Consider the following 21,672-nt stretch of genomic DNA (forward strand, 5'->3'; position numbering starts at 1 on the left):
CCGTTGGGTTAGCGCCTTTTTTGTAAGATTACAGGCATGAAAAACTTGTTGCGTGCTGACCTTGCCTTTCACCTCAACGGCCGCTTGTGGGTGGAAACCAACAACGACCGGTTCATGGGCATCGGGCGGCTGGAACTACTGACGCAAATTCAGGCGCTGGGCTCTATATCGAAAGCCGCGCAGGCCATGGGAATGTCGTACAAACGGGCGTGGGACTTGGTTAGCTCCCTGAATGCGCAGGCAGCTTCCCCACTTGTGCTCACCCAAGCGGGCGGTAAGCGCGGCGGTGGCGCCGAAGTAACCGCCGAAGGCCAACAGCTGATTCAAGAGTTTCAGGCGCTACAAGGGCGGTTCCAGGAGTTTATGCGGATGGAAGCAGCGCGGCTGCTATGAAAGCCACTTCTGCGGTGCCGCCTCTATCTGCGTTGCGTTTTTTGGCAGTTTTACAAAACCGTGTACACGACATGTAGAGACGCGACACTTCGCGTCTCGGCGTTGCTGACGTTGTTTAGATTGTGCCACTAGACCCGTTCAACGCCGAGACGCGAAGTGTCGCGTCTCTACACCGTTCACAAAACCATTGTAACTGGCCGTGATGCCTTTTGCTGATTAAGTGAAGGTACAAAAGCCTCCTTTCCGAGAAAGCAAGCAACTGCTAACAATTTGCAGCGGTATGCGTTATGTTTGAAGGAATATAACGACTTGCATGAGAAACTTTACTTATCTAGGAGCAGGGCTGCCGCTAGTCGTGGTTTCGGTGTTCCTGATGCCGCTACTGGCACAAGCGCAACGACGGCCCGCCCAAACTACGGTTCCAGTTGACACCACCCGTCAGAACGTGTCGCTGGGGGAGGTGGTGGTGGCCGCTTCCAAAGTGGAAGAAAGCTTCTTGCAGTCGCCGGTGACGGTGGAGAAGCTGAACGCGCGGGCTTTGCGCCTCACGCCGGCTCCCTCATTTTTCGACGCCATCGAGCATCTGAAGGGCGTGCAGGTGATTACGCCGAGCTTGAGCTTTAAGGTGATAAACGCCCGCGGCTTCACCAACACCACCAACGTGCGGTTTGCGCAACTCGTGGATGGCATCGACAACCAAGCGCCCCACATCGGCGGGCCGATAGGGAATGTGCTGGGGCCGAGTGATTTGGATATAAATACCGTGGAAATTGTGCCGGGTACGGCTGCGGCGCTCTACGGGCTCAATGCCATCAACGGGCTAGCCAATTTCAGCACCAAGAATCCGTTTCGGAGTGAGGGACTGAGCATCCAGCAAAAAACGGGCGTCAACCACGTCAACGACCCCAACAGCGGCGCGAAGTTATTTTCTGAGACGAGTGTCCGCTATGCCAAAGTGCTGACGCCCAAGCTGGCCTTCAAGGTGAACGGCACCTACCTGCGGGGCTACGATTGGATAGCCAACGACCAAACCGAGCTCAATCCCAACGGCAACGCTACCATCAGTCTTTTCGGAGCTGAAAATCCTGCCCAGGACCCGGTAAACAGCTACGGCAACGAGTCCTCGAACCGCAGCACGCTGACTTTAGGCGGCAAAAGCTACTCGGTGGCCCGCACCGGCTACAATGAAAAGGACGTGGTAGACTACCACTTGCAAACCATCAAGTACGACGCCGCGCTGCACTACAAGCTTGGCGCCGCTACCGAACTAGCGTACACCTACCGGGGCACCGTGCTCGACAACGTCTACCAACGCTCCAACCGCTTTCAGCTGGAAGATTACCGCCTGCAACAACACGCCTTGCAGCTAACCACTCCGGTGGTGCGAGCTAGAGCATATCTCACCACCGAAAACACCGGCAAGAGCTACAATCTACGCTCGGCGGCCGAGAACCTGGACCGTAGCTACAAGCCGGATGCCGCCTGGAACCAAGACTACACCACTGCTTGGAACGCCGCTACGGTTGCTGGCCAAACCGTAGCGCAAGCCCATGCCGCGGCCCGCAGCGCCGCCGATGCGGGCCGCTTGCAACCCGGCACCTCGGCGTTCGAGCAGCGGCTAGGCGAGTTAGCGGACATCAACAACTGGGACCAAGGGGCCGCCCTGCGCGTGCAGGCTGATTTGGTGCACGCCGAGGGCCAAGTGAATTTAGCCGAAGCCCTGCGCCGCAGCGGCAACCAGTGGCCCACCACCCTTGACTTGCTGGTAGGCGCCGACCACCGCACCTACATCATCCAGCCCGATGGCAACTACTTCATCAACCCCGAAGCAAACAAAGACCCCCTCAACGACAACCTGACCTACAGCAAAACCGGTGGCTTTGTGCAGGCCGGCGCCCGGTTGCTGGACGAGCGAATCCGGCTCACGGCCACGCTCCGGGTTGACAAGAACGACTACTTCAGTGCCCGCTTCAATCCGCGCTTCACGGCCGTGTACTCACCTGCCCGGCAGCACAACTTTCGGGTGAGCTACCAAAGCGGCTACCGGTTTCCGAGCTTGTTTGAGGGGTTTTCGAACGTGAACAGCGGGCAAGTGAAGCGCATTGGCGGGCTGCGGGTGATGTCGGATGGGGTGTTCGAGAACAGCTACTTGCGCAGTTCTATTGATGCCTTCAACAACGCCGTAACGGCCGCCATCAACGCCAATACCAGTTTGGCTAGCGCGGCCGAAAAGCGGCGCCTAGCTATCGAACAGAACCAGAATCGTTTGGTCAGAACGCCCTATACCTATCTGAAGCCCGAGTACATCAAGTCGTTGGAGCTGGGCTACAAGGCGGCGCTGTTGCCGGGTGGCCGGCTGCTGCTCGACGTGGATTTCTACTACAACTCCTACCGCGACTTTATTGCGCAGGTGGAAGCTTACGTGCCCAAAACCAACAACCCTGACTCGGCCGCCATCTACCTCAGCAACCGCGCCACCCAAAACCGCTACCGCCTCTGGACCAACGCCCAAAGCCAGGTTTACAACTACGGTGGCTCCCTTGGCTTGCGCTACGAGCTAGCCGCGGGCTACCTGGCCGGCGCCAGCGTCACCTACACCCGCCTCGACCGCACCGAGTCCGGCGACGGCCTAGAAGACGGTTTCAACACGCCCCGTTGGGCCTACAATCTAAGCTTGGGCAATGAAAACGCCTACAAGAACTTCGGCTTCAGTGTCAACTACCGCTGGCAGGCCCGGTACTACTCGCAAACCTTTCTGGTGAACGGCTACGTGCCCGCCTACCACACCTTCGATGCCCAAGTGAGCTATACCGTGGCCGCTCCCAGTCTGCGCTTCAAGCTCGGCGCCAGCAACTTACTCAACCAGTATTACGTGTCGTACCTCGGTGGTCCGAGCGTGGGGGGGCTGTACTACCTAGCCGTAACGTACGGGCTGTAAAACCAAGGTTTGGTAAGAGTAAGCCAGTAGCACTCAGAGCTTGTGAATCACAGCAAAAAGGCTGTCCTGTTAAGCAGGTAGAATCATTGGATTGGCTGTTGCCAGATTAGTCTGACGTGCTGATGGCGTTGGTAACGACTGTATAGGTAAAACAAAAAAGCCGAGCGGACAGGACCGCTCGGCTTTTCGAAATAGATAGGTGGTTTACTTTACCACCAGCATGCGGGCGTTGATGATGCCTTCCTGAAGATATACCCGGATGATGTAAACGCCTGCCGCAAGCTTCGAGGTGGCAAGTTCTAGCTGATTAGCGCCGGCCACGGTTGATTGCGTTTCTTGCAAAGCCACGCGGCCCTGGCTGTTCAAAACCTCTACCCGTGCCACCTGCTTTGCCGCGGCCGTGAAGGATAGGGTGGCTTTTTCAGAGACAGGATTAGGGTATAGGTTCCAGTTGCTAGCTAATGAACGAGTTGCCGGTTTAGTTTTCAGCGCTGTAGAGGCTGTGGTTCGGGCTGCTGCGGAAGCGTTTTCAATGAGCAGGCCCGCTAGCTTCGCATTGTCGATGCCGGTGCGGAATTGCAGGTTGAGTACCCCGTCGGTTACGGTTATGGTCCGGACAATGTCGAGGGCGGTGAGGCTGCCAGCTTGGGCAACCATATCCAGATTGCTTATTTCTAGTGCGTTTTCGGCTAGTACATCAAACTGACGCTGCTGGGAGGCTTGCCAGAAAATCTCGGCTAGCTTGAACGTGACGTAGTAGGTGCCATTAGGCAGCGGTATGGCGTAGCTGAAGTTGCCGTACCGCTCGGTCTGATACAGCAAATCGTCGGAAGTGTTGGCAATTGGGCTGTTGGTGCTAAACGTGCCACCGCCGCTGAAGTATTGGTCGCTCTGATAGGTGATATTATTCGCATCGGTGTAAGCGCCGCCGCCTGCATTTAGCGCAAGCACCACGCCGCTCGGGCCCGTGACGGTAAGCGTAACTGTGGCGGTGGCGGTGGTGTAGCCCGGCGCGCTAGCTTGTACGGTGGTCGTGTACGTACCGGGCGTTAGACCATTCGTATTGATATACAACTCCAGGTCCTGCCCAAGGGTACCGGCAGTGCCACCGTTTCTAGGGAAGCTCAGCCAAGTCGGAGCACTAGGCAGCGAGAGGGTGTAAGACGCAGTGCCTGAGTAAGTCCAGAGTAAATTTTTAAGAATACCGCCAGTACCCGACGGGAGCGAAGTCGTGAGTTGCGGCACCGAAAAGCGGAGTATGTTGCTGGGCGTCCGGGTGATGGTGCTGACTTCGGTGGTTTTCTCGGGCACGGCAAAATTGTCGCGGGCACCCTGGGCTACTACCAATTTGTTGCCTATGGCTTGTGCAAAAGGAGCTACCAAGGTGGCGGGCAGGGTGCAATACTGGCGCCAGTTGTTGGCAGCAGGACTATAGCTCAGGATGTCGGCGTAGTCGGTGGTGTTGGCGCTGCCTCCCACAATCAGGATCTGGCCGTCGAGGGTGAAGGTGCCGGGTTCGAAATGCGACCGGGGGCCGGGCAAGTCGGCTAGCCGCGTCCAGGCGTTGGTAACCGGGTCGTAAACGTGCACCAAGGAGTTGATGTCGCGGCCTTGGTCGTGGCCGTACTGGCCGCCGATGGCATATACCTTGCCCCCTAAAGAGGCGCCGGCCAGGTGGTTGCGGGGGTTGGGCAGCGGCGCGGCCAACTGCCAGCCAGCGGCCGCATCATCCACGTCCAGCACATAATGGTCACCGGCATCGGTGTGGCGGTCGGGGAGCACGCCCCCGAAAACATGGATCTTGCGGCCAACCAGCGCGGCGGCATTAGAGCCGCGCGGAGCCGGCAGAGAAGGACCGAAATTCCAGGTGTTGGTTCGGGTATCGTAGACCTGCACGGCGGCCGTCACGGGGCCGGGGTGCACTTCCCCAGAGAAACCGCCAATCAACCACACTTGCTCATCAACCACCACAACGCCCATGTGGGTAACTGGGAAAAGTCCCGGTGCTAAGTTTGTCCACTGGTTGGTGTTGACGTCGTAGCGTTGCGTGAGGTTGGTGCCTTGCAGGTTGCCGTAGTAGCCCCCAAACGTGTAGAGCTGGCCGTTCACCACGGCGCTCTGGCCTTCCTTGCGTTCCAACGCCGAAGGAGCGGCCGTCACCCATTGGCAGCCCGTGGGGGAAGTATCGGCGGTTCGCAGGACCTCAATGGCCGCCACGCTGGGCTGGTCCACACTGGCCGAGAAATCCAGATTCAGCGTGTTATCCGTGACGGTGGTCTGGTATTCCTTGATAACGGCCGTCATCGAGCCCGCTTCGGCTAGGATATCGTAATTGACGAGGACGGGGCGGCCTTCCAGGTTCACGCTGAACACGCGCCGCCCTGCTCCGCCCGGCCCGCCTCCAGTGGCCCCGAAAAAGATTTCAGCGAAGTGCAGGCGCACCGTATACGTGCCCGCCGAAACCGGAATGCTGTAGCTGAAAGGCACTGAGTTGGCCGTAGCGCTGTGCTCGGTGCGGTATAGCTCGTCGTCGTTGGTTTGCAGTACATCGGCAATGGCCGGGTTACTATAGGACTTACCGCCGCTGAAATAGGCGTCGGCCGCGAAAAACTTGCTCCCCGCCCCGCTGGTTTGCACGGCTCCGCCGCCGCAGTTAATCCGGATGGTGTCACCAGTCGCCGCCGGCCGGGCGGGCGTCTGTTGAGCGGACAGGGTAGAGGGCTCTGGGAAGGGTTTCGCCAGTGAACCAGGCCCGACGAACAGGCAAGTCCAGGAAAGCAATGCTCCTACCGTGCGGGGTAGCTGCGCAAGTATATTTTCTTTCATAGCAAGAAGGGGAAAGTGACTAGGTTAAGCAACAAAAGCGTTCAGAAATTTCATTTAAGCGACATGCATCGCCAGGTGAATGCTAGGCAAGCAGGACGTTCAGCACGAGTTTCACGGATGCCTGCACGGTTTCACTGGTAAGGGTAGAATATGCAGGATGTATTATGATGTATATACCTCGTCTATTCGGTTATGTTCTTTGTAGTGGCGTTACTCTTACTACTGCTAGTATTGCTAAAGCGTTAACGGCTTGTGGTTTGACTGCCATGCGAAGTTTGTTTGCCGGCGACAACTCGTTTGTGTTTTGCACGAAGGGCAAAGCTAGGAGCAAGCCTCAGGGAAACAAGAAGTGCAATTACGTGGCGCTAAGAACAGCTAGAAAACTTGTTTGGCAACTTCGGGCGCTAACCGCTTTCAAGCTCGGAATGCGTCAAAGCTTCTGATCGGCCAACAAAAGGGCGGTAACGGGATGAGGCAAAAAGAAGGGAAACGGTAACGCTAGGTGAAGCCTCGGCGTATGGATACAGACTAGGCAGAGGCGCATTGCTCTTGCGGCGCCAACTACTATTCCACTCCCGCACGCAGACCTATCTATGAAACCAACTCCGACTACCCTGTCCGCCGGCTTCGGCGCGCTGCCTGAGCCACCGGCTGCTGGGCATGTTACTCTTATTATCAATGGCGTGCGTCGCGAAATGCAGCTCGCTCCTTGGACTTCTTTGCTCGACGCCCTGCGCGAGTACGCCGACCTCACCGGCACCAAAAAAGGCTGCGACCATGGGCAGTGCGGTTCTTGTACAGTGCTCGTCAACGGCAAGCGCATCAATAGCTGCCTCACGCTGGCCGTTATGCAGGACGGCAACGAAGTAACCACTATCGAAGGGCTGGGCCAGGAAGGCAATCTGCACCCCTTGCAGCAAGCCTTCATCGACCACGATGCCTTCCAGTGCGGCTACTGCACGCCTGGCCAGATTTGTTCGGCGCAGGGCCTCATCAACGAAGGCCGCGCCCACACCGAAGACGAAATCCGGGAGCTGATGAGCGGCAACCTCTGCCGCTGCGGCGCCTACGTAGGCATTCTGGCCGCCGTGAAGGAAGTGGTAGACAAGCAAAAGGGGGAAGTAGTGAGATAGTGAAAACAGGAAGTTGACGCTCAAGCACAGAGCATCGACTCACTTTTTCACTCGCGCATCAAACCCACTATCTCACTATAGCACCACCTCATGAACAGCTTCACCTATACCAGCGCAACGGCCGTGGATACAGCCGTGCGCGACAAGTCCACCAACTCGAAATCGGCGTTTGTGGCGGGCGGCACCAACCTCTTGGACTTGATGAAGGAAAACGTGGAAAAGCCCACGCACCTCATCGGCCTCAACAAGCTGCCTCTCACGGCCATTGAAGACAACCCGGAAGGCGGCCTGCGGCTCGGCGCCCTCGCCACCAACGCCGACACCGCCTGGCACCCCGAAGTGGAAAAGCGTTACCCGCTGCTCAGCCAGACCATACTGGCCGGGGCCACCGCGCAGCTGCGCAACATGGCCACCAACGGCGGCAACTTGCTTCAGCGCACCCGTTGCTACTATTTCTACGACACCGCCACGCCCTGCAACAAGCGCGAGCCTGGCTCCGGCTGCTCGGCCTTGCAAGGCTACAACCGCATCCACGCCATCCTGGGTACCAGTGAGCATTGCATTGCCACCCACCCCTCGGATATGGCGGTAGCACTGGCCGCCCTCGAAGCAACGGTGCGCGTGAGTGGCCCACACGGTGAGCGGACCATTGTTTTCGATGACTTCCACCGCCTGCCCGGCGACCAGCCGGAGCGCGACAACACGCTCGAAACCGGCGAGCTGATTACAGGGCTGGACTTGCCGGCTAAAGGCTTCGAGAAGAATTTCACCTACCTCAAGCTGCGCGACCGGACCAGCTATGCCTTTGCTGTGGTATCGGTGGCGGTAGGGTTGGAGCTGGAAGGCACCACCATCAAGGAGGCTCGTATTGCCTTGGGTGGCGTGGCGCACAAGCCGTGGCGCGACCTGGCAGTAGAGGAAACCCTCCGTGGCCAGTCGGCTACCGAAGACAATTTCCGCCAAGCCGCTACGGCCATCATGCACAATGCCCAAGGTTACGGTTACAACAACTTCAAGATCGAGCTCGGCAAGCGCGCCATCGTGCGGGCCCTCAAGCAGGCCACCGAAATGGACCAGCCCCTCGACGCTAACGCATATCTAAACTCGAACCCATGAGCCAGCTTATAACTACCCCGCCCACCGTCGAGGCGGGCACCACCGGAACCAGCTACATCGGCAAGCCTACCAGCCGCGTTGACGGGCCCGCCAAGGTGACGGGCGCCGCCAAGTATTCGGCCGAATTCAACGTGCCGGGTTTGTTGTATGGCTACGTGGTCAACAGCACCATCACCAAGGGGCGCATCATTAAAATCCACTCCGAGCCGGTGCTGGCGCTGCCGGGTATAGTGCAGATTTTCTCGCACGAAAACGTGCCGTCGTTGGCTTGGTTCGACCGCAATTACAAAGACGATGTAGCGCCCGGCGGCTCGCCGTTCCGGCCCCTGCACGACGAGAAAATCATGTTCAACATGCAGCCCATAGCGGTGGTTATAGCCGAAACCTTCGAGCTGGCCCGCTACGGCGCCTCGCTGTTGCAGATCGACTACGAAGAAGAGAAGTTTGAAACCAATATTGAGCTGAAGCGCGACGAAGGTTTCGAGCCGGGCCGGGGCAAAACCGGCTGGATGCCACCACCAGCACCCCGCGGCAACCCTAACGACGCACTGAAAAACGCTACGCACCGCATCGAGGGCGAATACATGCACGGCTCGCAGCATCACAACCCCATGGAGATGTTCGGTACCACCGTGGAGTATCATCCCGATGGCAAAATCACGGCCTACGACAAAACGCAGGGCGTGTACAACGTGCAGCAGTATATCACCAAGATCTTCGGGCTCAGCAAAGACGAAGCCCGGGTGATTAACCTGTATATGGGCGGCGGTTTCGGCTCGGGGCTGCGGCCTCAATACACAGTGTTTTTGGCGGTGCTGGCCGCGCTAGAGCTGAAACGCTCGGTGCGCGTGACGCTCACCCGCCAGCAGATGTTCTCGTTCGGTCACCGTCCCCACACGCTGCAATACGTGAAGATGGGCACCAACCCCGACGGCACGCTAGCCGCCCTGCAACACCACGCCCTCCACGAAACCTCCCAGTTCGAGGACTACACCGAAAACGTGGTGAACTGGTCGGGTATGCTCTACCAGTGCGACAACGTAAAGCTGGGCTACCAGATAGCCAAGCTCGACGTGTTTACGCCCCAAGACATGCGTGCGCCCGGCGCCGCCACCGGCTCTTTCGCCCTCGAAGTAGCCATGGATGAAATGGCTTACGAGGCTGGCCTCGACCCATTAGACTTCCGCATTCGGAACTACGCCGAGCGCGACCAAAACCTGAAGCGGCCGTTCTCCAGCAAGAAACTGCGCGAGTGCTACCACCAAGGCGCTGCCCGATTCGGCTGGGACCAGCGCACCCAGGAGCCTCGCTCGATGCGCGAGGGCAACATGCTGATCGGCTGGGGTGTGGCCGGGGGCGTGTGGGACGCTTCCATGCAAAAAGTCAACGCCAAAGCCACCCTCACCGCCGATGGCAAACTGACCGTAGCCAGCGCCACCGGCGATATTGGCACCGGCACCTACACCATCATGACCCAGATTGCGGCCGAAACCCTCGGCTTGCCCCTGGAAGCAGTAACGTTCCAGCTCGGAGACACCGATTTGCCGGAGTCGCCGGTGGAAGGTGGCTCCTGGACGGCGGCCTCGGTGGGGACGGCCGTGCAAAAGGTCTGCGCCAACATCGGGGAGAAGCTGCTGAAGCTCGCCCAAAAGATGGAAGGACACCCACTAAAAGGCGCCGACATCGCCGACGTGGAGTTTGCCAACGGCCAGATGCGGCTGCGCGAAAACCCGGAAGAAGCCGTAGTCATCCGCGACGTGCTGCAAGCCAGCGGCGAAGAGAAGATTGAAGCTACCAGCAACACCGGGCCAAATGTGGTCAAGCAGTTGCCGTACTCTTTACACTCCCACAACGCAGTGTTCGTGGAGGTGAAAGTGGACGAAGACTTGGGCACCGTGCACGTGACGCGGGTAGTAAATGCCGTAGCTGCCGGCCGTATTCTCAACACCAAAACTGCTCGTAGTCAAGTGCTTGGGTCGGTGGTGTGGGGCATTAGCATGGCCATGATGGAAGAAACCGTTATGGATCACCACTTCGGCCGCTACATGAACCATAACTACGCCGAGTACCACATCCCCGTCAACGCCGACATCCACGACATCGATGTGGTTTTCGTGGAAGAGGAAGACGACAAGGTGAACCCCCTCGGCGTGAAAGGTATTGGTGAAGTTGGCCTACTTGGCGTAGCTGCCGCCATCACCAACGCCGTGTACCACGCCACCGGCAAGCGCGTCCGCGAATTGCCAATTTATATGGACAAGCTGCTGTAGCAGCTGATTTGCTATTGCATGAAAAAGCCCCGGAGCCAGTTGTTTTCCGGGGCTTTTTGTATAGGTGCTATCTGTGTAAATAAATCGTATTGCAGGTGGCTTAAGAGAGCTAGTCTGTATTTGAAGACCTCTGGATGCGGTTCAGTGCTTTCGAAGTGTCATAAGCTAGTTCGAGGTAATGATTATTGTTGAATTCGAACTCAGCAATTACCTCCAGCCCTAGTTTCTGCGTGTGTGCAGTATAAGACCGAGTATTTATCTTGTTGATAAAGGTTATTAGGATGGGGTATCTGATTGATATATGCTCCCTTGCAAAATCAAAAATAGATTCTAGTAATCCGCTGCCTCTGTAAGCTTTATCGACGCAGACGGGTCCGTACTGATAGGAGTTGTAGGCAGTCAGCTTATGGCCCGCATATTCTAGCGTCGGCAGGCGCTCAATCATATAGGAGAAGATCGGCCACACCGACCAAAACTGCCAGGACGCCGACATGACGTAGGCAATTACTGCCTCGCCTTGGGTGGCAATGAACAGTCCTTGCTCTTCCTCTATCAGCTTAGTTAGCTGCTCTTTGGTGAATGACGTTGTTACGAAGCCGTCTTTCTTGTCTTCCTCCAAAATCGTATCGACCTGGTATTTCTTGTGAAGATTTAAAACGCCTTCTATATCATCTAGTCCAGCCACTTTAAGCTCCATGGGTAATATAGTTAAGGAGTGAGTGTAATAATTTTAATTTGAGGTATAGCCACTCATTGTATCGAGCAGTTGCCTAGGTGTCTTATCATATTTATTATGGTGGTCAAGATTTGATCCGTTCTGAATGTACAGATTCACTACCCTTTGGTCGTCTTTTGAATTGAAAAGAGCTGTCCAAATCGGTGTATTACCGTGAAAGTCTGGCAATTCAAGACTTGCACCTTTCGTGATTAGAAGTTCAGCGCATTCGAATTGCTTCTCTTGGCCAGCAAAATGAAGAGCACAATAGCCATTTTTATCCTGATGATTGACGTTGGCTCCCTTGTCTATCAGCCACCTAAGTATGTTGGGGTTGCCGTAGAATGTCGCCCAAAGTAAAGCTGTTCGCAAATAGCCATCACAAGCGTCAATACCGACTTGGAGCAGAAGCTGTTCTGCTTCTAGAGCGTTGCCTTTTCTTATACTAAAAACCACATCATCGACACGGGAGTCCGATTTGTTAGGTCTACCTGCTCTTGCCATATACCCATTTTAATACTGTACTATGGTAGTTGTCGACATACTTTGCTGCATGCTGCAATATATATACATGGTCATAATGCTTTACTTCGTTTCTTACCCTATATCAACGCCTAAGTCCTTTCTCTGACGGGTAGCGACTTAATGAATAAAAAATTGTAGCCGCTGCAAGTCGTATTTGCTCACTTACTTGATGAACTGTCGTGATAAAGGCTCGATGGAAATAAGAAAGCCCAGAAACCATCAGGTTCCGGGCTTTTATTCTTGATGAGTATGTTTTGACAGATTCTATCTACTTCTTTTCCACTAAAGTAAACATGATGTTTACCAAATCGGTAGTAGCATTCGGGCGCATATCAGGACTTGGATTCACGCCAACCTGTTTGGGATCGAAAGGACCTAATAGCGCCAAATTCCTTTGCGCTTCCATGAGCTTGGCCCGGCTGAAAGTGTCGCTGGAGCGTAGAGGAATAGCTTCCAACAAAGACTGTGCAGGTATCTTGCCGTTACCTAGGAAGGTGATAGTCCCAAGCTCAGCTTTACGGCCTTCGAAGAATTTAAATAGCAGATCGACCTTGCCGTTGGGCTGGTGTCGGATAGCAGGTATAACGGAAAAGAAGAGGTAGCCCTGGTCCATGTAAAGCGAAGTCACATCCTTGCCGTCGGGGGAGAAGCTGAGGCGCTTTTTCAAGGCAAGCGAATCGTAGGTGTCGCCGGGTTTCAGGCCGAGGGCTTGGTTGAGGCGCTCGGTGGATACTACTGTGTTGCCTTCCCAGGTAATGCGGCCGATAGGCGTCGTGGAGGCCGCGGCTGACGAAGCCTCAGGGGCAACCGCAACGGTCGGGCTGGGCGAGTCAACGCAGGAGGTAGCCATCCACGCACCGGCCAAAATGGGCACAATCAGGAGGAAGCGTAGCTTTTGCAGGGGGCGGGAGGATGGCGTCGTAAGCATAGTGATTCGTTGAACTAACTGTTTGGTGGAAAATGCGTGAACCAGGGAAAACGGGAACTGTTGCGCGGCCAGCTTAAGCAGTAATTGGCCGTAGCCGGAAACACTGCCGGCCGTGCGGGCTACCGCGGCATCGGCCAGATACTCGTGCGCCTCTTTCAGCTGCTGGCGCACGTAGTAAACCGCCGGGTTAAACCACAGCAGCACCGCTACCCCTTCCAGCAGCAGAATATCCACCGTATGACGCTGCTGCACATGCACCAGCTCATGCTGTAAAAGCAACTGCCGTTCCGTCGGGCTAAGGCTGGCGTGCAGCGGCGACAAAAACACGCTGCGCCCAAAAGAAAAAGCAGGCATTTGGGGGTTGGAAAGCTCCACCAGCCAGTAAGCGCCTTTATTGATGCGCGGGTGACGCCGCGCGAGTTGCCGCAGCCACCACAGGTTCCGTCCGAGGTTTTGTAGCCGGTACAGCATCCCAGCCGCATACACCACCAACATTCCGCCTAGCATCCAAGTCCACACATTCAGCGACGAGGCCGCCGAGGCAGTAGAAGCGGTAGTGGCCGCGGGGCGGGTCCAGTTTAGTTGCAATAGCAGCGGCCCGCTCTCAGCAGCCGGGGCGGCAAGCAAGTAGGCCAAACCCGGAAACGACAGCAGCGGCAGCACCAGCGCAACCAGCACGCTGCCCAATAAATACCACCGATTCCAGCTAAAGTAGGTCAGGCGGGCTAGCAGCAGCCGGTACGCGAGAGCAAAAACAGCCAGGCGGAAAGACGCTTCTACCAGGTACAGCAAGTAGCTACTGAGCATCGCCATCTTGTTTGGAAGCCTGATCGGCTTGGAGTAACTTGAGCAGCAGCATCTGAACCTGCTGTTGGTCAAGCTTTTCCTCTTCCACCATAAACGATACTAAATCGGAGGGCGAGTTGTCGAAGTACTGCGTGAGCAGGCGTTTGAAGCTAGCGGTCCGGTATTGAGCCCGGCTGATCAGCGGGAAGTATTCGTAGGTTTTGCCATACGCTTTAAACCCTACATACTCCTTACGCTCCAGAATGCGCACCACCGACGAGATGGTGTTGTAGGGCGGTTTCGGCTCGTCGGGCAGTTGCTCGATGATGTCCTTCACGAAAGCCTTCTTCAGCTTCCAGAGGATTTGCATAATGCGCTCCTCGGTTTTGGTTAGCTCTTCCATGTGATAAATGTATAACGTATTATTCAGTTTTATAACTTATATATACGTTATAAAACGTATATATAAGTAAGTACGTGGTAAGCGGCTTTTTGAGTGTAGTGTATATCATTGACTATCAAATTGTATAGATGGAAGACGCGCTGCTAGTCAAGTGCTGTTTTCTTATCGAGAATCGAGTAGTTTAAGAAATATGTAGGTACATTTGTTGTATGAAAGGTAGGCCTAGGCATCAGCAAGGTGTTTGAAAACCTGGCCCACTCTCATTGCCCTCGCCATGAACTCCCTACAAGACTTCCACGCTACCGCCAGCAGCTTTCAGAAAACGGTGAAGATGCCTGTGCTTTTCGTGGGCCACGGCTCGCCGATGAACGCGCTGGCCGATAACCCGTTCACGCAAACCCTGCACCAGTTAGGCCGCGACATCCGCAACTTGCAGCCGCCGCGGGCCGTGTTGGTCGTGTCGGCGCACTGGCTCACGCGCGGCACCTTCGTGGCCGTAAACGAGCAACCCGAAACCATCCACGATTTCGGCGGCTTCCCGCAGGAACTGTTCGATATGCAGTACCCCGCGCCCGGGGCTCCCGACGTAGCGCAAGAAGTGCTGGCCGCCCTGCCCGATGCGCACCCTACCGACGAGTGGGGCCTCGACCACGGCACCTGGACCGTGCTGCACCACCTGTTCCCGGAGGCCGATATTCCCGTGTTCCAGCTCAGCATCGACTATTACCAGCCGATGACGTTTCATGCCGAGCTAGCCAAGCAGCTCCAGTTTCTGCGCCGCCGCGGCGTGCTGATTGTGGGCAGCGGCAACATCGTGCACAACTTGCGCCAAAGCATGCCCAAGTTTATGGCCGATGATGCCACGCCGTATGCCTGGGCGCAGGAGTTCGATGAATGGGCCAAAGCGAAAATTGATCAGCGCGACTTGCTGGCGTTGGCGCATTACCAGCAAGCCGGGGCCAGCGGCTCCCTCTCGGTGCCCACCCCCGACCACTACATTCCGATGCTCTACAGCCTGGCCCTGGCCGAGCCCGACGACCAGATTCGCCACGCGTACGAAGAAGTAAGCTTCGGGGGCATGAGCATGCGCACGTTTGTGGTCGGGTAGGAGCCAGCAGACGCAAGCAGCGCACTTCTCAGGTTGGGTTGGGTACTGGTCGTTCAACGAGCAGCCTCACCCCCCGGCCCCCTCTCCCGTAGGAGAGGGGGAACCAAGCGTACCCGAATTGGGATAACCGCTCTAGGCTGTGTGGACAGTAACGAAAAAGAACGGTTATGCTGAGCTTGCCGAAGTATCTCGCGTGCTGACGTTGTCATAGCTAACTGAATTCGCTACACTTGCGAGATGCTTCGACAAGCTCAGCATAACCGTTCTTTTTCATTACTGTCCACACCTTAGAAGAAATTTTAGTTTTCTCTATAACGACAAGGCTCCCGCTGCATAGCTGCAACGGGGGCCTTTGGCTTATACGGGGCTGCGGTTACTTTTTATTCGCGGCGCGGATGGCTTTCACCTCTGGCGCTTTGAGGCCGCTGGCTTTGTTGCCGAAGCTGTTGCGCACGTAGGTTAAGACGTCGGCAATTTGCTGGTCGCTCAGGACGTCGAACGAGGGCATCACGCCGTGATACGGCTCGCCTTCAATGTCTTCGCCTTGCAGGCCGTTAAGAATTACTTTCACCAGGCGGGTTTTATCGCCGAGCACGTAGTCGGTTTTGGTCAGGGGCGGGTTCATGCCATCAACGCCGCCGCCATCGGCTTGGTGGCAGGTAAGGCAGTTTTGCGTATAAATGGTTTTGCCGGCGGTCAGCGTAGCCGCTGAAACGGCAGCGGTGGTGGCGGGTTTGCCTTGGGAAACTGGTTTTTTCTGGGCATTTGCCGCGCTATTAAACCAAGTAAGCACGCACAGGGTGGCAAGAATACACTTCATTTAGTGACTTATTTTTGGGCATATACAATGCGGTAAATTGTGCCCTGCTTGTCGTCGGTGACATAGAGCGAGCCATCAGGACCCTGCGCGAGGCCGCAGGGCTTGTGGTCGGGCCGGCCGGCCGCGGCTTTATCGGGAGTACCCGCGAAATTATCCGCAAACACTTCCCAGTCGCCGGATGGCTTACCGTCTTTGAACGGCTGGAACACCACGTAATAGCCTTTCTGAGGCTCCGGAGCGCGGTTCCAGGAGCCGTGGAAGGCAATGAAGGCGCCGTTGCGGTATTTCTCGGGAAACATGGTGCCGGTGTAGAACAGCAGCGCATCGGGGGCCGTGTGGGCGGGGTAGGCCATGGCCGGGTCGATGAAGTTGCCGACGGCTTCTTTCTTGCCGTCGCCGCCGTATTCGGGCATCATCATTTTCTTGTGCTGGATGTTGTCGTAGTACATGTAGGGCCAGCCGGCGTTGTCGCCTTTCTTGAGGGCGTATAGGCACTCGGCGGGCAGTTCCGCCGACTGTTTGCTGTCGTAGAAGGCCGGGAAGTTGTCGTAGAGCTGGTCGCGGCCGTGCTGCATCACGAAGAGCTGGTTGGTTTGCGCGTTCCAGTCCAGCCCCACCACGTTGCGCAAGCCAGTGGCGTAGCGGGTGCCGTTGCCGTAGGTTTGGTTGAGCTTATCGGCCTTGAACTGCCAGATGCCGCCCGCCGAGTCGAGGATGGGGCAGTTTGGCCAGCCCATGGAGCCTTTCTGCCGGTCCTTCACTTGGCAGGAATTGGCGTAAGCCCCCACGTTCACGTAGAGGTTGCCTTCCTTGTCGAGCGTAATGGATTTGCTTTCGTGCTGGCGGCGGTTGATCAGACCAGTAACGATTTTTTCGGGTTGCTCGGGGTTGGTTACCTGGCCTTTACTGTCAAGCTTGTAGCGAAATACTTCCTGGTCGGATGAGGCATACAAGTAGCCGGGCGCGCTGTAGATGCCCGTGCCGCCGTAGTTGCCGAAGCCGCTGGCCATCTCGGCCTTGCCGTTAGCGGCTTCGCGCAGCACCAAAATGCCCTTGCCGGCCGCGTTGGGCCGGTTCAGCTTCACGTAGATAGTGCCTTGGGGCGTGATGGTGATGTGCCGGGCACGGCCCCCAGTTTCCGCCACTTTCAGGGCGCCAAAGCCGGCCGGCAGTTTCAGGCCGGCATTGTCGGCATCGGGTACGGGCACCATCGTGTTCTTGGTCTTCAGCGCAAACAAAGACAGACTCCCGACCAAGGCCGTCGATAACAGCAGGTACCGGGATAAGTAGGTTTTCATCATGAGAAGGAATTCGGTGAATCTGGTTTTTTTCCTTGAAAATGTAGCAAGTAAATCATTCAACCAACAAGAACAGCACTCGTTGGTGCTGACTGGCTAGTTACCGGAGGCATTACTTTTTTGGCAAGCGGAAACTAGGTGGTTGCGCGGCAAGCAGCTAAGTTGAGGGCTAAACGCCACAGTCAGCGTCCGTGCAAAGCAGCTACGGCTACACATACGCAGCCGCGCGCCGAACAGTGGTGTAATTGACTGTCTAGGTAACATGTCAGGCCTTCGTCTGGTTGAAACAATCAAATACTTTCACGCCTTCGGGAGTGTAAGTTGGAAAACAACAGCGCGCTGTTGGGCGCTTGATGCGTAGCTTGGGGCTTCTCCCGTTGCTACTGTCCTTCGCCTATGAAAACCCTTCACCAGCTACTTGCCCGCGCTACGACCTCGGCATTCGGGGCTGGCTTGCTGCTCGCCACTGCCGCTCAGGCCCAACAACCGGCCCCCAACGCCCAAGCCGGCAAGCCCACTACGCACCAACTCAAACCAACTTCTACTACCGTGGCGTGGGGCTTCTACGATGCCGCTGCCAAGCCGGTACTGCGCATCAAGTCGGGTGATAAAGTGGAAGTGCAAACGCTCATTACCTCTAGTCCTACGCGGCTGGAAGGGGCGGGGCTGCCGCCCGAGCAAGTGGAACAATCGTTGCGCGATATTCACAAGGATGTCACCAACAAAGGACCCGGAGGGCACATTCTGACCGGCCCCATCTATGTGGAAGGCGCCGAGCCCGGCGACGTGCTGGAGGTGCGCATCCGCAAAGTGGAGCTGGCTATTCCGTACGCCTACAACGCCTTCGGTCCCACCAGCGGCTTTCTGCCCGAGGACTTCGGCTACGCCAAAATGCGCATAATTCCGCTCGACAAGAAGCGCATGGTGGCCCAATTTGCGCCCGGCATTGAGATTCCGCTGCGGCCGTTTTTCGGAAGCATGGGCGTGGCGCCGCCGCCCGCCTCGGGCCGCGTCAACAGCGCCCCGCCCGGCATTCACGCCGGCAACCTCGACAACAAAGAACTGGTGGCCGGTACCACGCTTTACATCCCGGTGCACGTACCCGGCGCCTTGTTTGAAGTAGGCGACGGCCACGCCGGCCAAGGCAACGGCGAAGTGGATATTACGGCCCTGGAAACGTCGTTGACTGGCACGCTGGAGTTTGTCGTGCGCAAGGACCTGCACCTAACCTGGCCTCGCGCCGAAACGCCCACCAGCTACATCATGATGGGCATCGACGAGGATTTAACCAAAGCCACCAAAATTGCGCTGCGCGAGATGATAGACTTTCTCATGAAAGAGAAAAACCTCAGCCACGACGATGCTTACATGCTCGCTAGCGTAGCCGCCGACATGGAAATTACCCAGTTAGTCGACGGTACCAAAGGCGTCCACAGCATAATTCCGAAGAAGATCTTCACCAGCAAATCGACGGCTAGTAAGAAGCAAACGGGAAAATAAGAACGTAGTATAGTAGAGCCGTTGGGCAAAGGATACCAGAAGCAACTCTTCCTGCACTAGCATCATCTAGGAGCACAAGACTATATACCTTGTGCCCTTGATGCGAAACTTCTTCCTACTACTCCTAGTCTTAACTACCGCCGCCACGGCGGCCGCTCAGCAACCCACCACCAGCTACCGCGCCACTGCGCGCAAAGTCAACGATTTGGTGCACACCAAATTAGATGTGCGCTTCGACTACGCCAAGCGCTACCTCTACGGCAAGGAATGGGTGACACTCAAACCCCATGGCTACGCCACCGACTCTTTGCGGCTCGATGCCAAAGGCATGGATATCAAAGCGGTAACCTTGATGCAAGGCAACACGCCGCAGCCCCTCAAATACGACTACAACGAGCAGCAACTGCTGATTAAGTTGGGGCGAACGGTGCCGGTAGGGGAGGCGTACACCATCTATATCGAGTACACGGCCAAGCCCGACGAGCTAAAGGTGAAGGGCAGCGCGGCTATTAGTGAGGCCAAGGGGTTGTACTTCATCAACCCCGATAGTGCCGTGGCGGGCAAGCCCGTCCAGATTTGGACCCAGGGGGAATCGGAATCTAACTCGGCCTGGTTCCCGACCATCGACAAGCCCAACCAGAAGTCCACTTCCGAAATCAGTTTGACGGTGCCCGCCAAGTACGTCACGCTCAGCAACGGCAAGCTGGTGGGCCAAACGGCGGCCGGCGCGGGGTTGCGCACCGATACCTGGAAGATGGACGAGCCGCACGCGCCCTACCTGTTCATGATGGCCGTCGGCGACTTTCGCATCACCAAAGACGCGTGGCGCGGCAAAGAAGTAAGCTACTACCTCGAACCCCAGTACGCGGCGCAGGCCCGGCAAATCTTCGGCAAAACGCCCCGGATGCTGGAGTTTTTCTCGCAGCTCCTGGGCGTTGATTATCCCTGGAACAAATACGCCCAGGTGGTAGCGCGCGACTACGTGAGCGGCGCCATGGAAAATACCACCGCTTCCTTGTTCGGCGAGCAAGCCCAGGGCACCGCCCGCGAACTGCTCGATTGGGAATACGCTGGCGTGGAGCGCGAAGTAGCCCACGAGCTGTTCCACCACTGGTTTGGCGACTACGTGACGGCCGAAAGCTGGAGCAACCTGACCATGAACGAGTCGTTTGCCAACTTCAGCGAAGTGCTGTGGGCCGAGCACGAATACGGCACCGATGCCGCCGAGGCCCAAGGCGACCTAAGTTTGCGCGTCTACTTCCGCGACCCCGCCAACTATACCAAACCGCTGGCACGCTTCCAGTACGCCGACAAGGAGGACATGTTCGATGCCGTATCCTACCGGAAAGGCGGCAACATCCTGAACATGCTGCGCCACCACGTAGGCCAGGACGTGTTTTTCCGGGGCCTGCAACAGTATCTGAAGCAAAACGCCTTCGGCACCGGCGAGCCGCACCAGCTGCGGCTGGCGCTGGAAGAAGCGTCGGGCCAGGATTTGAACTGGTTTTTCGACCAGTGGTACTACCGCGCCGGCCACCCCATTGTCACCCTCGACTACCAGTGGGATGCCGCCCGCAAGCAACAAGTGGTAGTAGTGCGTCAAACCCAGGCCGGAACGCCGTTTGTGTTGCCGCTTGCCGTGGATATCTACTCGGGAGGCCGTGCCCAGCGCCACCGCGCCACGCTGCGCCACGCCGTGGATACGCTCTACTTTCCCGCCGCTATCCGGCCCGATTTGGTGAACGTAGACGCCGAAAAAGTCTTGGTCTGGCAGAAGCAAGACCACAAGCCGCTAACCGAGTACGCCTACCAGTACCGCCACGCCCCGCGCTACCTCGACCGGCGCGAAGCCTTGAGCGCCGCCCAAGCGAAACTTTCCGATCCGCTGGCCCAGAAAATCTTGCTGGCGGGTTTAACCGATAAATCCCCGGCCCTACGCAGCATGGCCATTGAGTTGCTCGACCTTAAGAACGCCGCCCTGCGCAAATCGGTGGCGCCCGTACTGGCAAAGCTGGCGGCCACCGACTCATCGACGAAAGTGCAGGCGCTGGCTCTTACCACGCTCGGCACGCTTCAGGATAAGCGCTATACCAAGCTCTTTACCAAAGCTTTCGATAGTAAATCGTATCAGGTGCAGGGGGCGGCGCTGCGGGGGCTGCTGCCCCTGGATGCCCGGCAGGCGCTAGCTCGCGCTACCGCGTTCGAGGCCGACAACAAAGAGGCCCTGACCGTAGCTATAGTGGACGTATACGGCAAGGCGGGTGGGCTGGCGCAATGGCCTCTGGTGCTGGCCAAGTTCGACGCTGCCAACCCCAATAACCGCTTTCAAATGCTGCCCGGCCTCGCCGAATTGCTTAACCGCCTCGACAACCCCGCGGCGCTGTCCCAAGGCGTCAGCCGCATCAAGGAAATGGCCGTGCGCTACAAGCAATTTGGTATTCATGTGCGCCTCATGGAGCTGCTGCGGCAGATTCAACAGCAGCATTCCACCCGTGTTAATGCCACGCAGGCTACTGCGCTGGTGGAGCAGGCCATAGCGGAAATTCAAGCAGCGAAGTGAAATCTTGATTTCACTGCAAGCGTGATGAGTGGAGATGGAACAGGGTAAGTATTTCTGTGATAAATGCAAAAAATGAAACTTACTGGTCTGTGCCTGTTCGGCAATTAGGTAAGTGGTATAATTGTAAAAGTTATACTATATATTGTGTATGTTTAAAGCTTAGGGCATTTCTAATTCCAAGAATGAACATATAAGTCATTTTGGAAACCATGTTGGGAATAGGTGTGCTATTTTGAGAGGTTTTATATAGGTGTTATTCAGGTGCATTAGGTAAGTATAACTTTGTTAAGTGAAAGGCTGTGATTGTTAGAAGATTTGTGTGAAGGATGCTTAGTAAAACCTAGAAAGCATCC

At 56.6% G+C, this 21,672-nt stretch carries 15 protein-coding genes; 8 read left to right on the forward strand and 7 right to left on the reverse strand.

Annotation, left to right across the window (positions count from 1 at the left end; genetic code table 11):
* Positions 1-36: 36 nt before the first annotated feature.
* Together ACFE7X_RS02245 and ACFE7X_RS02250 are read left to right on the forward strand one after the other, a co-directional pair.
* On the forward strand, positions 37-393 hold the full coding sequence (locus ACFE7X_RS02245) for a winged helix-turn-helix domain-containing protein (RefSeq protein WP_375434030.1): 357 nt from the start codon (positions 37-39) through the stop codon (positions 391-393).
* Positions 394-706: 313 nt separating this feature from the next.
* Positions 707-3,331, forward strand: coding sequence for a TonB-dependent receptor (locus ACFE7X_RS02250; RefSeq protein ID WP_375434031.1), 2,625 nt, complete (start codon positions 707-709; stop codon positions 3,329-3,331).
* A gap of 204 nt (positions 3,332-3,535) precedes the next feature.
* On the opposite strand, the gene ACFE7X_RS02255 is transcribed toward ACFE7X_RS02250, so the two are convergent.
* The gene (locus ACFE7X_RS02255) at positions 3,536-6,157 is read right to left on the reverse strand and encodes a malectin domain-containing carbohydrate-binding protein (RefSeq protein ID WP_375434032.1); all 2,622 of its coding nucleotides are present in this window, start codon (positions 6,155-6,157) and stop codon (positions 3,536-3,538) included.
* A 593-nt stretch (positions 6,158-6,750) separates the two neighbouring features.
* On the opposite strand from ACFE7X_RS02255, the gene ACFE7X_RS02260 reads away from it, so the two are divergent.
* From ACFE7X_RS02260 to ACFE7X_RS02270, 3 genes are all read left to right on the forward strand, one after another.
* Positions 6,751-7,290: a (2Fe-2S)-binding protein gene (locus ACFE7X_RS02260; RefSeq protein WP_375434033.1), complete on the forward strand. Its 540-nt coding sequence runs from the start codon at positions 6,751-6,753 to the stop codon at positions 7,288-7,290.
* A gap of 90 nt (positions 7,291-7,380) precedes the next feature.
* Positions 7,381-8,406, forward strand: coding sequence for an FAD binding domain-containing protein (locus ACFE7X_RS02265; protein WP_375434034.1), 1,026 nt, complete (start codon positions 7,381-7,383; stop codon positions 8,404-8,406).
* The gene (locus ACFE7X_RS02270; RefSeq protein ID WP_375434035.1) at positions 8,403-10,676 is read left to right on the forward strand and encodes a xanthine dehydrogenase family protein molybdopterin-binding subunit; all 2,274 of its coding nucleotides are present in this window, start codon (positions 8,403-8,405) and stop codon (positions 10,674-10,676) included. Before ACFE7X_RS02265 ends, ACFE7X_RS02270 begins: the two co-directional genes overlap by 4 nt.
* Positions 10,677-10,785: 109 nt before the next feature.
* Here ACFE7X_RS02270 and ACFE7X_RS02275 read toward each other — a convergent pair whose 3' ends face one another.
* The 4 genes from ACFE7X_RS02275 to ACFE7X_RS02290 all read right to left on the reverse strand — a co-directional run bounded on the left by ACFE7X_RS02275 (position 10,786) and on the right by ACFE7X_RS02290 (position 14,033).
* Positions 10,786-11,373, reverse strand: coding sequence for a GNAT family N-acetyltransferase (locus ACFE7X_RS02275; RefSeq protein WP_375434036.1), 588 nt, complete (start codon positions 11,371-11,373; stop codon positions 10,786-10,788).
* Positions 11,374-11,406: 33 nt separating this feature from the next.
* Positions 11,407-11,895, reverse strand: coding sequence for an ankyrin repeat domain-containing protein (locus ACFE7X_RS02280; protein WP_375434037.1), 489 nt, complete (start codon positions 11,893-11,895; stop codon positions 11,407-11,409).
* 289 nt (positions 11,896-12,184) lie between these two features.
* Positions 12,185-13,657, reverse strand: a complete 1,473-nt coding sequence (locus tag ACFE7X_RS02285) for a M56 family metallopeptidase (protein WP_375434038.1) — start codon at positions 13,655-13,657, stop codon at positions 12,185-12,187.
* Positions 13,641-14,033, reverse strand: coding sequence for a BlaI/MecI/CopY family transcriptional regulator (locus ACFE7X_RS02290; RefSeq protein WP_375434039.1), 393 nt, complete (start codon positions 14,031-14,033; stop codon positions 13,641-13,643). The genes ACFE7X_RS02285 and ACFE7X_RS02290 overlap by 17 nt, the downstream gene beginning before the upstream one ends.
* Positions 14,034-14,307: 274 nt before the next feature.
* Between ACFE7X_RS02290 and ygiD the strand changes: the two genes are divergently transcribed.
* The gene (gene ygiD, locus ACFE7X_RS02295) at positions 14,308-15,141 is read left to right on the forward strand and encodes a 4,5-DOPA dioxygenase extradiol (protein WP_375434040.1); all 834 of its coding nucleotides are present in this window, start codon (positions 14,308-14,310) and stop codon (positions 15,139-15,141) included.
* A 373-nt stretch (positions 15,142-15,514) separates the two neighbouring features.
* Here the strand turns inward: ygiD and ACFE7X_RS02300 are convergent, their stop codons facing one another.
* Both ACFE7X_RS02300 and ACFE7X_RS02305 read right to left on the reverse strand, forming a co-directional pair.
* A complete protein-coding gene (locus ACFE7X_RS02300; RefSeq protein WP_375434041.1) occupies positions 15,515-15,961 on the reverse strand; it encodes a c-type cytochrome in 447 nt (148 codons plus the stop codon).
* Between the two features lie 8 nt (positions 15,962-15,969).
* The gene (locus tag ACFE7X_RS02305) at positions 15,970-17,262 is read right to left on the reverse strand and encodes a PQQ-dependent sugar dehydrogenase (protein ID WP_375434042.1); all 1,293 of its coding nucleotides are present in this window, start codon (positions 17,260-17,262) and stop codon (positions 15,970-15,972) included.
* A 393-nt stretch (positions 17,263-17,655) separates the two neighbouring features.
* On the opposite strand from ACFE7X_RS02305, the gene ACFE7X_RS02310 reads away from it, so the two are divergent.
* The gene (locus tag ACFE7X_RS02310; RefSeq protein WP_375434043.1) at positions 17,656-18,759 is read left to right on the forward strand and encodes an acetamidase/formamidase family protein; all 1,104 of its coding nucleotides are present in this window, start codon (positions 17,656-17,658) and stop codon (positions 18,757-18,759) included.
* Positions 18,760-18,859: 100 nt separating this feature from the next.
* Positions 18,860-21,319, forward strand: a complete 2,460-nt coding sequence (locus ACFE7X_RS02315) for a M1 family aminopeptidase (protein WP_375434044.1) — start codon at positions 18,860-18,862, stop codon at positions 21,317-21,319.
* The last annotated feature ends 353 nt before the right edge of the window (positions 21,320-21,672 follow it).

This window comes from uncultured Hymenobacter sp. (assembly GCF_964242765.1).
Lineage (GTDB): Bacteria > Bacteroidota > Bacteroidia > Cytophagales > Hymenobacteraceae > Hymenobacter.